Consider the following 11701-nt stretch of genomic DNA (forward strand, 5'->3'; position numbering starts at 1 on the left):
GCTCAGCCGCCGGGTCCTTTCCTGCCCTGGCTGCCGGCTTTCCGGCCGCTTCCGGCCGATCTTGGGCTGGAACCAATTGGGCCGTTTCATGTCAGTGGGCCGTCTTCAGGATCTTTTCACACAGATCCGGGAAGGAAATACCCATGGCGGCAGCGGCCTTGGGGATCAGGCTGGTGGCAGTCATCCCGGGGATGGTGTTCACTTCCAGGGCGATGCAGTCCCCGTTGTCCGCCAGCATCAGGTCCGTCCGGGCCACACCGCTGCAGCCCAGGGCTTCGTAAGCGGCCACGGCGATCTTCTGGAGCCGCTTGGTGGTTGCTTCATCAAAGGGAGCCGGGCAGGTGTAGGTGGTGGCCCCTTTGGTGTACTTGTTGTGGAAATCGTAGAAGTTCACATGGGGTTCGATGAGCACCAGCGGCATGGGGATGGCCCGGCCGTCTTCTTCCATCATCACCCCGGCGGCCACTTCCTTGCCGGTGAAGAAGGCTTCGCACAGCACACGGTCCCCGTACTGGAAGGCTTCCTGCAGGGCATCATCCAGCTGCTTTTCATCCTTTACGATCACTACCCCGATGCTGGAGCCCTGGGTGGCCGGTTTTACCACACAGGGGATGCCGATTTCCTTCAGGATCCGGTCCTTGGGGTCCTGGTCCCGCTTCTCGTCCAGAAAGATGCATTTGGCGGTAGGCACATGGTTGTTCTGGAACAGATGCTTGGTGTACACCTTGTCCATGGCCAGGGCGCTGGCCAGTACTCCGCTGCCCGTATAGGGGATCCCCAGCATTTCCAGGATGCCCTGGAGCCGGCCGTCTTCCCCGTAGAGCCCGTGGACGGCGTTGAACACCACCTTGGCGCCGGAGGCCTTCAGCTGGTCCACGATGTGTTCCGGATCCAGGTCGATGGCCACTGCATCATAGCCTTTTTCCTTCAGGGCATTCAGGATGGCGTTCCCGGTATTCAGGGACACTTCCCGTTCTTTGGAAGGTCCGCCCATGACCACTGCCACACGATCTTTTTTATCCATTGTCAGTTCCTCCGTTCCAGTGCCTGTACCAGATGTTCTCCCAGTTTGTAGATGTCCCCGGCCCCGATGGTCATGATCAGGTCCCCGCTCTGGGCCTCATGTTCCAGATGGTCCAGGATGGTGGGCTGGTCAGCCATGTATTCCACTTCCTGACCGGTGGTGGTCCGTACCTTGTCCGCCAGCATTTTTCCGGTGACCCCGGGAATGGGATCCTCACTGGCTGCATAGATGTCGGTGACGATCAGCCGGTCCGCATCTTTAAATGCCACGGCGAATTCGTCCAGGAGCAGCTGGGTACGGGTGTACCGATGAGGCTGGAACACCACGATCAGCCGTTCCGGATGGGTCTGCCGGGCCGCCTTCAGCGTGGCCATGATTTCCGTGGGATGGTGGGCATAGTCGTCCACCACCCAGACGCCGTCCACTTTCCCCTTGGTTTCGAACCGGCGCTTGGCTCCGCTGAATTTTTCCAGGGAAGCCAGGATGTCCGGCAGGGGCAGTCCCAGTTCCCGGGCAGCGGCAATGGCCCCCAGGGAATTGAGCACATTGTGCCGGCCGGGGATGATCAGATGGCCCTGACCGATGGTCTCTCCCTGGTACACCACATCGAAATGGGTACCGTCCGTGCCGTAGATGATGTTCCTGGCCTGGTAATCTGCATCCTGGCTATCGATGCCATAGCTGATCACCTTTTTGTCCGTGGCTTCCCCGATGGTCCGCACCCGGTCGTTGTCATAGCACAATACGGCGCAGCCTTCGTCCTTGATCTGGGAAACGAACTGAGCAAAGGCCTTCTGGATGTTTTCCTGGCTGCCGTAATGGTCCAGGTGGTCGTCTTCGATGTTGGTGACCACCGCAATGTAGGGATTGAACTTCAGGAAGGAGCCGTCGCTTTCATCGGCTTCTGCCACCACATAGTCGCTTTTGCCGTTGGCCGCATTGGACCCCAGGTTGTTTACGATGCCCCCCACCACAATGGTGGGATCCAGGCCGCAGTCGCTGGTGATGCAGCTGAGCATGGAGCTGGTGGTGGTCTTCCCGTGGGCCCCGGCCACCGCAATCCCCTTGTGCTTGTTCATGAGATACGCCAGCACGTCGCTCCGGTGGATCACCGGCACCTGGCGCCGGTGGGCTTCCACCAGTTCCGGGTTGTCAGGATGGATGGCAGTGGACACCACCACCACTTCCGCCCGTTCGATCTGACAGGCAGCGTGGCCGATGAATACCAGGGCCCCTTCCTTGGCCAGCTTGGTGGCCATGTACCCGGGTTTGGCATCGGAGCCGGACACATGGTACCCCCGTTTGATCATCACGTAGGCCAGGGCACTCATCCCCGCTCCCCCGATGCCGATGAAATGTATGTTTTTGATTTTATCCAGATCAACCAATGGTCTCTTCCTCCTATTTGTTCCCTTCGGCCAGTGCCAGTGCCTGTTCCGCAATGGCATCCGCCGCCTGGGGCATGGCGCACCGCAGGGCGCTCCGGTGCATGGTCTCCAGCCGTTCCGGTTCCTGGAGCAGTTTTTCCACTTCTCCCAGCAGCCAGTCCCCGTTCAGGTCCTTGTCCAGCACCACCAGGGCCGCTCCTTTGGCCGCCAGGGCCCGGGCATTGTATTCCTGGTGGTTGGCGGTGGCATAGGGATAGGGAACCAGGATGGAGGGGATTCCCTTCACCATCAGTTCCGCCAGCCCGATGGCTCCCGCCCGGGAAACCGCCAGATCCGCCGCTGCCAGGGCCAGGGGCATATCGTGGAGATAGGGCACCACATGGATGTTCCCGGCATGGAGTACCTGGTCTCCCAGGGCTTCCGCATGCTTTTCATACCCTACGGTACCGGTGGCGTGGAGGATCTGGATCCGGGGATTCCCGGCCAGCTGCTGCTCCACAGTCACCATGGCCTGGTTGATGGTCCGGGCCCCCCGGCTGCCTCCGAAGGCCAGCAGAGTGGTCTTGTCCGGATCCAGGCCGAACTTCTTCAGGCCTTCTTCCCGGCTGGCATCCAGGATCTCCTGGCGCACCGGATTGCCGGTATAGACTTTCTGGGCATGGGAGGCGAAATACCTGGCTCCCTCTTTGTAGCCCAGGAACACCCGGTCCACAAACCGGGACAGGATCTTGTTGGTGACCCCGGGCATGGCGTTCTGTTCCTGGATGCAGGTGGGCACCCGTTTCATGGCCGCCCAGAACAGAATGGGGCCGCACACGTAGCCCCCGGTGCCGATCACCAGGTCCGGATCGATCCGGTTCAGCAGGGTGTAGGCTTCCTTCAGCCCCAGGAGCAGTTCCCCGGCGCTTTTCAGGGTGCCCAGGCCCAGATGCCGTTCAAAGCCTGCCACTTTGATGAATTCCAGGGGATATCCGTACCGGGGGATGATGTCCTTTTCCAGCCCTTTCCGGGTCCCCACAAAAGTGATTTCACAGTCAGGGTCCAGCCGCCGCAGCGCCCCGGCAATGGTCAGTGCCGGATAGATGTGGCCGCCGGTGCCCCCACCGGACAGTACAACTTTCACGCTTCTGCCTCCTTGGCCAGATCATGGACGATCTGCTTGAATACCCGGCCCCGTTCCGGGAAGTTGGCGAACATGTCATAGGAAGAGCAGGCCGGGGACAGGAGCACCACCTGAGGGGCTTTGGCCATGGCATAAGCCTTCCGCACTGCATCTTCAAAGGTGCCGTCGATCATGATGATGTTCTGGACTCCGTGTTTTTTGGCTGCTTCACAGAACCGCTGCCGGGCTTCTCCCAAAAGAATCAGGGCATCGGTCTTGGCCTTTACCGCTTCCATCAGGTCATCCAGACTGGTCATTTTGTCGTGGCCTCCCGCCAGCAGGATCACATGGCCGTCCTTGAAGGCTTCCAGGGCCTTGATGGCGGAATCGGTGTTGGTGGCCTTGGAATCGTTGTAGTATTTCACCCCGTTGATGGTGGTCACATATTCCAGCCGATGTTCCACCCCCCGGAAAGCTTTCAGCACCCGGGCCATGTTTTCCGGAGTGACTCCGGCGAAATGGGCGGACAGGCAGGCCGCCAGCACGTCCTGTTCGTTGTGGGCCCCGAAGATCTGGAGATCGGACACCTGGCAGATCTTTTCTTTCTTCCCGTCCAGGGCCAGGGTGAACCAGCCGTCTTCGATGAAGCCCCCTTCCGGCAGTACCTTCTGGGTGCTGAACCAGACCACCCGGCTTCTGGCCTTGTCCCCCAGTTTGCTGGAAACCGGGTCGTCAGCGTTGAGGATCAGGATCTGATCCGGAGTCTGGAAGGCGAAGATCTTGGATTTGGCGGCCACATAGCCGGCCATGTCCCCGTGCCGTTCAAAATGGTCCGGAGTGATGTTCACAATGCAGGCCACATCGGGGGCCAGGCTGGTAGTCCCTTCCAGCTGGAAGCTGGACAGTTCCGCCGCCACCCAGGAATCTGCGTCCAGGTCCTGGAGTTCCTTGCTGAGGGCAAAGCCGATGTTCCCGGCTACGGTGGTCTTCACCGGCAGGGTGGCCAGCATTTCTCCCAAAAGGGTGGTGGTGGTGGTCTTCCCGTTGCTGCCGGTTACGGCGCACCAGTGGCCTTTGTACAGCCGGCTGGCTTCTTCCGCTTCGGCGATGATTTCCATTTTCAGGTCCCGGGCCTTCTTCACCGTTTCCGTAGTAAAGGGGATCCCGGGAGAGATAATGAACAGATGGCACTGTTCCAGATAGGGTTCCGGGTCCGTATCCTGGACATATTCCCCGCCCCGGGCTTCAAAAGCCTTCAGCCAGGCCGGATCCAGGTCCTTTTTGTCATCGTTGTATAAGATTATGGCAGAGCCCTTCTGGGCCAGGACTTCTGCAACGCCCTGGCCGCTGATTCCGGCCCCGTACACAAAGATTTTCTTTTTGTCATCCATGATGATGCCCCCCAAGTTTATGTTTATCGTTCAGCAGACCGGGTCTCGAGACTCGTGACTCAAGACCCGTGACCTTTTACCTGGCCAGATACAGCCCCACCCCCAGCAGGGAGAACAGGCAGCTGGCCAGGAAGAACCGCTTCACTACAGTGACTTCCTTCCAGCCTCCCAGTTCAAAATGGTGATGGAGAGGAGCCATCCGGAAGATCCGCTTCCCGTGGGTCATTTTGAAATACCCCACCTGGAGCATTACAGACAGGGCTTCCAGCACGTAGATACCCCCGATCACCACCAGGAGCAGTTCCGTATGGGTCCCGATGGCCACGGCAGCCACCGCCCCGCCCAGAGCCAGGGAACCGGTGTCCCCCATGAAGCACTTGGCCGGGTGATGGTTGTAAATGAGAAAGCCCAGGCAGCAGCCCACAATGGACAGGGCAAACAGGGCTTCCGGCAGGAGATGGCTGGCAAAGCCGATATAGGCAAAAGCCAGCATCACCGGAATGGTTACGCTGGAAGCCAGTCCGTCCAGGCCGTCGGTCAGGTTCACCGCATTGGTGGTGCCCACCAGGAGCAGCAGCAGGAACAGGTAATACCCGGCTCCCAGGTCCACAGTGGCGTTCACCACCGGTACCCAGATCCGGGTGCTGTATACGGTCACGTCTCCGGGATACAGCAGGTAGACAGCCGCCACCAGGATCTGGAGGGCCATCTTCTGTTTGGAGGTAAGCCCCAGATTCCGCTTGAAGAAGATCTTCAGGCCGTCATCGATGAACCCGATGACACCGTATCCCACAAACAGCCACAGGGCCACAATGGTCCGGGAATCCAGCGGGATCCACACCAGAGAAGCCACAATGGCCGCGGCGATCATCATCAGGCCTCCCATGGTGGGAGTACCGTTTTTCTTCAGATGTTCCTTGGGCCCGCATTCCCGGATGCTCTGGCCGAAATGCCATTTGTGGAGCAGCGGCAGCAGGAACCGGCCGAAAATGGCCGTCAGTACAAAGGAAGTGACCAGGATGCCCACACCGCTCAGCATGTTTTGGCCCCCTTCCGGAACACCGTATCAATAAGGGAAAAGACTTCCATCCCATGGGAGCCCTTCAGCAACACCACATCGTCGGGCCGGACCAGATTGGCCAGTACGGGAGCCGCTGCCTCCTTGTTTTCCACATAGTGGACGGGAACCCCGGCTTTTTCAGCCGCTTCCGCCGTGTACCGGCTTTCCGGTCCGTAGCAGATCAGTTCTTCCACCCCGTATTTTCCGCACCATTCCCCCACCTGGGTATGGCCGCTCTGGGAATGGGCCCCCAGTTCCAGCATATCCGCCAGCACTGCAACGGCCCGGCCTTTCCCCTGGTTCTTCACCACATCCCGGAGGGTCTGGAGCGCCACTTCCATGGAAGCCGGACTGGCGTTGTAGGCGTCGTTGATCACCGTCACCGGGCCGAAATGGAGGATTTCCTGGCGCATGCCCGTCATCTTCAGGTTTTCCAGGCCCCGGGCGATGGCTTCGTCAGGGACGCCGTACACTTCCCCTACCGCCACCGCAGCCAGGGCGTTCATCACATTGTGCCGTCCCAGCAGAGGCAGCTTCACTTCCTGGGTATTCCCGGTGATCCGGCTCCGGTACACGAACCGGGTGGCCAGACCGTCGGCGGAAATCTCCACCGCCTTTACGTCTGCGTCGCTGTCGATGCCGTAGGTGTGGACCGTGGCTCCCGTTTTCATGACGCTGACCCGGGGATCATCCCCGTTCAAAAAGGCATGGTTTTGGGGCGTAAAATCCTCCAGGATCTCACTTTTGGCTTTGGCGATGTTTTCCAGGGATCCCAAAAGTTCCAGATGGGTATCCCCCACATTGGTGATCACCGCTGCATCGGGAACGGCAATGTGCTTCATGGCCCGGATCTGTCCCAGGCCCCGCATGCCCATTTCCACCACAGCCATTTCCGTATCCTCCCGGATGGTGAGCAGGGTCTTGGGCAGGCCGATTTCGTTGTTGAAGTTGGCCTGGGTCTTGATCACCCGGTATTTTTCTCCCAGCACGGCAGCAATACAGTCCTTGGTGGAGGTCTTGCCGTTGCTGCCGGTAATGGCGATCACCGTCAGGCCCTTTTTGTCCAGCCGGTACCGGCTGGCGATCTTCTGGTAGGCTTCCAGGGTATCCGGCACCAGGATGCACCGGTCCGCCGGCACCCCTTCCGGCACTTCCGAGACCACCCCTCCCCGGGCCCCGTCTTTCAGGGCCTGGGCCACGAACCGGTGGCCGTCGAATTTTTCCCCTTTCAGGGCCACAAACAGGCACCCGGGCACAATGGCCCGGGAGTCCGTGGTAACATCCGTGAACTCTTCTCCGTCCTCAAAGGCCATGGGCACCTGGAGGGCGTTTTTCAGCAAAGCAGCATCAAGCATTGGTCTTCCCCTTCTGGAAAAAGTCACGGACCACTTCTCCGTCGTCAAAATGGATGGTCCGGTCCTTCAGGATCTGGTAATTTTCGTGACCTTTTCCCGCTATCATCACCACATCTTCCGGTTTGGCATGGGCCATGGCATAGTCGATGGCTTCCCGCCGGTCGGTGATCTTGTGGATTTCTTTTCCTTCCGGATTTTCTTTCAGTCCTTCTTCAATATCCCGGATTATGGCTTCCGGGTCCTCACTCCGGGGATTGTCACTGGTAACGATGATGAGATCCGCCAGTCTGAGGGCAATCTGTCCCATAATGGGCCGTTTCTTCCGGTCCCGGTCTCCCCCGGCTCCGAAGATCACCCACAGTTTCCCTTTGGTGATCTGCCGGGCGGTCTTCAGCACGTTTTCCAGGCCGTCCGGGGTGTGGGCATAATCCACCACCACCGTAAAGGGCTGGCCTGCATGGATCAGCTGGAACCGGCCGGGGACCCCGGCGAAATCGTCCAATCCCCGGATAATGTCCTCCCGGGTCAGGCCTTCTGCAATGGCGGCGCAAATGGACCCCATTACATTGTACACGTTGAATTCCCCGGTAATGTGGAGCTTCAGGTCCATTTCTCCCACCGGCGTATGGAGGTTCAGTTCCATATGGGTGGCGGCCACGTGGAAGGTCAGGGGGTACACATCGTTGTCCTTCCCCTTCCCGTAGGTCATGATCTTTGTCTTCACCCGGGGCATGATCAGGGCAGAGCTTGGGTCATCGCTGTTGAACACCGCCGTCTTGTTGGGCTTTACCCCTTCATGGAGACGGGTGAACAGCAGGGCCTTGGCTTCCCGGTAGTTTTCCATGGTCTTGTGGAAATCCAGATGGTCCTGGGTGATGTTGGTCAAGACCGCCGTATCATATTCAATCCCTGCCACCCGGTCCAGGGCCAGGGCATGGGAAGAAACCTCCATGACACAGGTGTCACAGTGGCTTTCCACCATTTCATAGAGCATTTTCTGCAGATCCACCACATCAGGGGTGGTGTTGTGGCTGGTGCGGACCTGGTCACCGATCATCACGTTGATGGTGCCGATGAGCCCCACCTTGTGGCCGGTCCGGGTCAGAAGGGTCCGGAGGATATTGGTGGTGGTGGTCTTCCCGTTGGTGCCGGTGACTCCGATCATCCGCATTTTCCGGGCAGGCCAGTCGTAGAACCAGGGTGCCAGGGTCTTCACCGCTTCCTGGGTGCTGGGGACCCGGATCACCGTCATCCCTTCCGGCACTTCCGTGTCTGCTTCCGTCAGGGCCGCCACCGCGCCCTGGGCTGCGGCCTTGGCAATGTATTTGTGGCCATCGGTGTTGACCCCTTTGATGCATATAAAAAGGCTGCCGGGACCGGCGGTCCGGGAATCGATGGTCAAATCGCAAACAGTCCGATCTGCCCCATTCCCTGCAACCACGGCACCAGGCAGCTGTCTGATTACATCCTGCAGTTTTCTTTCCATGTTGATCCCCCTTATGATTGGCAGACAGCTGGAAAACAGGCTGTCTGCCAATGGCTATGTGGGCCTTTCGGGCCCGGTTCGGGCAGGCTGCTGCCCAAATCAAAGGCAGCTCCGCTGCCTACTCTCTTACATAAATGTTGCTCCGGGCGGTCTGCATGCCCAGTTTCTTTTCGGCTATGCTGGTGATCCGCTCCGGGCTCCGGAGCCGTTCCACGTCGATTTTCAGGGTCTCGTTCTCGTCCAGGCACTGGGCCTCCACGGCCTTGAGCTTTACCAGATCGTCAGAACGGGCGAAGAACAGCTGACTGAGAGCCACATTCACGAATATTAATGATAATACCAAACAGGCATAAAATGCAACCCGACGCAGCACAATATTTTCCTTCTTTACGGTTTTTTTCGGTTTGGACGTCTGCTGCCGCTGCCGGGGACGGGAAGGCGCAGGAGTCTCCTCTTCCTGCACGGCTGCAGAACCGTAGGTATAGTATTTCTGAGACGGCCACTCCATGGGTCGGCTGTTTTTCCTGGTATCCATGCTGCCTCTCCTTCGTTGGTTTGTTGTTTCAGATCTTCACGGCCCCCCGCAGCCGGGCGCTTCTGGCTCTGGGATTTTCCGCCAGCTCCCCTTCGCTGGGAGTGAATTCCTTCAATTTTTTCAGTTCCGGCTTCCGTCCGCAGACGCACACCGGCAGTTCCGGCGGGCAGATGCATCCCCGCTGGAGCCGTTTGAAGGCCTGTTTGATGATCCGGTCTTCCAGAGAATGGAAAGTGATCACCCCGATATGGCCCCCCGGTTTCAGATGATGGACCGCCGCTTCCATGGTGGCATCCAGGATCTTCAGTTCGTCATTCACTTCGATCCGGATGGCCTGGAAGGTCCGTTTGGCCGGATGGGGTCCGTCCTGACGGGCCCCCTTGGGAATGGCCGCCTTGATGATGTGGACCAGTTCCCCGGTGGTCCGGATGGGATGATCCTTCCGGGCTGCCACAATGAACTGGGCGATCCGTTTGGCCCACCGTTCTTCCCCGTATTTGTAGATGATCCCGGCCAGGTCGTCTTCCTTGTACCGGTTCACCACCTGTTCCGCCGTCAGGCTGGCCTCCTGGTCCATCCGCATGTCCAGAGGCCCGTCATGCATGTAGGAGAACCCCCTCTCCGGGGTATCCAGCTGATAGGAGGACACTCCCAGGTCGAACAGGATCCCGTCCACCTGGGGGATTCCCAGGTCTTCCAGGATGGCATCCAGGTTCCGGAAATTGTTGTGGACGATCTTTACCTGGCACGGGGCGTCCTTCAGCCGCTCGGTGGCTGCTGCAATGGCGTCCTCGTCCTGGTCGATGCCGATCAGCATCCCCTCCGGGTCCAGCAGTTCCGTAATCCGGTGGGAATGGCCGGCCCCGCCCAGCGTGCAGTCCACATAGATCCCCTTGGGATCCGTGACCACCCACCGGACACTTTCTTCCAATAATACACTTTTATGGACAAATTCCATGACAAACCCCAATCTATTCATTCTTGCCATGCATACCTGCCTATCCGCCCTTTTCAAGGGGGGCAAGCCGAACATGGCTGTCCCCCATTTATATCCGCCCTTTTCAAGGGCGGGGGACCAGCCGTCAGGCTGGTGGTGGGTTAGCAGCGCCAGCTGCGTTTCCAAGCAGGCCAAATTCCTTCAGCGTTTGGCATCCATCGGCCGTTGACCGCTTTTATTCAAAATCCAATTCTTCGATCAGTTCCGCCACATCGCTTTCCACGGCCTTGGTGTAATCCGCATAGCGCTGGGCATCCCAGATTTCCGCCTTGCTCCCCACCCCCACGATCAGGGCCGTTTCCCCGATCCGGGCATAGGTCCGCAGGTTGGCAGGCAGCAGGATCCGACCCTGTTTGTCCGGCTCCACCTCACAGGCGCCGCCGAAAATGAACCGGGACACATCCCGCATCTTCTGCTTGGGCATCATTTTCTGGGCAAAGCTGTTCTTCAGTTTTTCCCAGGCTTCCAGAGGGTACACGTCCAAACAGCCGTCCACTCCTTTGGTAACAACAAAGGAAGGGCCCAGGTTCTCCCGCATCTTTGCCGGGACGAACAGACGGCCCTTGCTGTCCAGCGCATGTTCAAATTCGCCCATCAGCATCGGCCATCCCACCCTTCCCAAAAAAATTCGCCACTTTCCACCACTTTTCCCCATTATAGAATGTTTTCCATGAAAAAGCAATGAAAAACCGGTCAAGACACCCGGAGGGCAGGGTCAGGTGGTTAGGTCGCTCACGGGTCCGTAGGGGCGGCAGGCCCGGCCGCCCGCCCCCATTTCCCGCCAGGCGCGGAAGATGGGTCGAAATTCACGAGTCTGGATGGCATGAGCCAGTCCATTCCTTCCAGGCGCGGAAGATGTACCCAGATACGCGAAAGCAGCGGATTTTGACTGGGACATAGTACAAGGACGTACATGTCACAGTCAAAATCCGCTGCTGACAAAGTAGATGGGTGCATATTCCGCGCCTGGGTTATGCGTTAGCCATTGCGTTAGCCATATTGTTCCTTGACAGACTATGGTATAATAAATCATACCCATTAAATGTAATTGAGGAGGATTCAGATGGAAAAGGTTACTGCTGATTCCAGCATTATTGAAACGGTGCAGATGCACCCTGAAATCGTCAACATTTTTATGCAGTATGGTCTGGGCTGCATCGGCTGCATGGCCGCCAACTTCGAAACCATCGGCCAGGGCGCCGCTGCCCACGGCATCGACGTAGATGCCCTGATCGCCGACATCAACGACTGCATTGCAGAAGTTGAAGGGGAAGAAAAGAAATAAGGAAAAAGGGGCTGTCCTTCCGGACAGCCCCTTTTTTGTCACTGGTCAGTGACCGGGGGTGTGAATTTTTTCACACCC

11 protein-coding genes are annotated in these 11701 nt (G+C 58.6%); 1 reads left to right on the top strand and 10 read right to left on the bottom strand.

Annotation, left to right across the window (positions count from 1 at the left end):
- Positions 1-91 precede the first annotated feature (91 nt).
- The 10 genes from QVO43_RS01780 to mraZ all read right to left on the bottom strand — a co-directional run bounded on the left by QVO43_RS01780 (position 92) and on the right by mraZ (position 10933).
- Positions 92-1024 carry a D-alanine--D-alanine ligase family protein gene (locus tag QVO43_RS01780; protein ID WP_022486900.1) on the bottom strand — a complete coding sequence of 311 codons (933 nt, stop codon included), beginning with the start codon at positions 1022-1024 and terminating at the stop codon, positions 92-94.
- Between the two features lie 2 nt (positions 1025-1026).
- Positions 1027-2412, bottom strand: coding sequence for a UDP-N-acetylmuramate--L-alanine ligase (murC, locus tag QVO43_RS01785; RefSeq protein WP_022486901.1), 1386 nt, complete (start codon positions 2410-2412; stop codon positions 1027-1029).
- Between the two features lie 13 nt (positions 2413-2425).
- A complete protein-coding gene (murG, locus tag QVO43_RS01790; RefSeq protein WP_022486902.1) occupies positions 2426-3535 on the bottom strand; it encodes an undecaprenyldiphospho-muramoylpentapeptide beta-N-acetylglucosaminyltransferase in 1110 nt (369 codons plus the stop codon).
- On the bottom strand, positions 3532-4905 hold the full coding sequence (murD, locus tag QVO43_RS01795) for a UDP-N-acetylmuramoyl-L-alanine--D-glutamate ligase (protein WP_022486903.1): 1374 nt from the start codon (positions 4903-4905) through the stop codon (positions 3532-3534). The genes murG and murD overlap by 4 nt, the downstream gene beginning before the upstream one ends.
- A 76-nt stretch (positions 4906-4981) precedes the next feature.
- On the bottom strand, positions 4982-5944 hold the full coding sequence (gene mraY / locus QVO43_RS01800) for a phospho-N-acetylmuramoyl-pentapeptide-transferase (RefSeq protein WP_022486904.1): 963 nt from the start codon (positions 5942-5944) through the stop codon (positions 4982-4984).
- Entirely contained in the window at positions 5938-7320 is a 1383-nt protein-coding gene (locus QVO43_RS01805) for a UDP-N-acetylmuramoyl-tripeptide--D-alanyl-D-alanine ligase (protein WP_022486905.1), read from the bottom strand. Before QVO43_RS01805 ends, mraY begins: the two co-directional genes overlap by 7 nt.
- Positions 7313-8806: a UDP-N-acetylmuramoyl-L-alanyl-D-glutamate--2,6-diaminopimelate ligase gene (locus tag QVO43_RS01810; RefSeq protein ID WP_022486906.1), complete on the bottom strand. Its 1494-nt coding sequence runs from the start codon at positions 8804-8806 to the stop codon at positions 7313-7315. Before QVO43_RS01810 ends, QVO43_RS01805 begins: the two co-directional genes overlap by 8 nt.
- A 118-nt stretch (positions 8807-8924) precedes the next feature.
- Positions 8925-9341 carry a septum formation initiator gene (locus QVO43_RS01815; RefSeq protein ID WP_022486907.1) on the bottom strand — a complete coding sequence of 139 codons (417 nt, stop codon included), beginning with the start codon at positions 9339-9341 and terminating at the stop codon, positions 8925-8927.
- Between the two features lie 28 nt (positions 9342-9369).
- Positions 9370-10299 (bottom strand): 16S rRNA (cytosine(1402)-N(4))-methyltransferase RsmH, encoded by a 930-nt coding sequence (gene rsmH, locus QVO43_RS01820; protein ID WP_022486908.1) that lies wholly within the window; start codon positions 10297-10299, stop codon positions 9370-9372.
- Positions 10300-10513: 214 nt separating this feature from the next.
- Complete coding sequence (mraZ, locus tag QVO43_RS01825; protein WP_288174324.1) at positions 10514-10933, bottom strand: division/cell wall cluster transcriptional repressor MraZ; 420 nt, start codon at positions 10931-10933, stop codon at positions 10514-10516.
- 468 nt (positions 10934-11401) lie between these two features.
- Here mraZ and QVO43_RS01830 point away from each other — a divergent pair, with 468 nt between their 5' ends.
- Entirely contained in the window at positions 11402-11623 is a 222-nt protein-coding gene (locus tag QVO43_RS01830) for a DUF1858 domain-containing protein (protein WP_022486910.1), read from the top strand.
- The last annotated feature ends 78 nt before the right edge of the window (positions 11624-11701 follow it).

The organism is Acidaminococcus sp. CAG:542, assembly GCF_000437815.1.
Taxonomy (GTDB): domain Bacteria; phylum Bacillota; class Negativicutes; order Acidaminococcales; family Acidaminococcaceae; genus Acidaminococcus.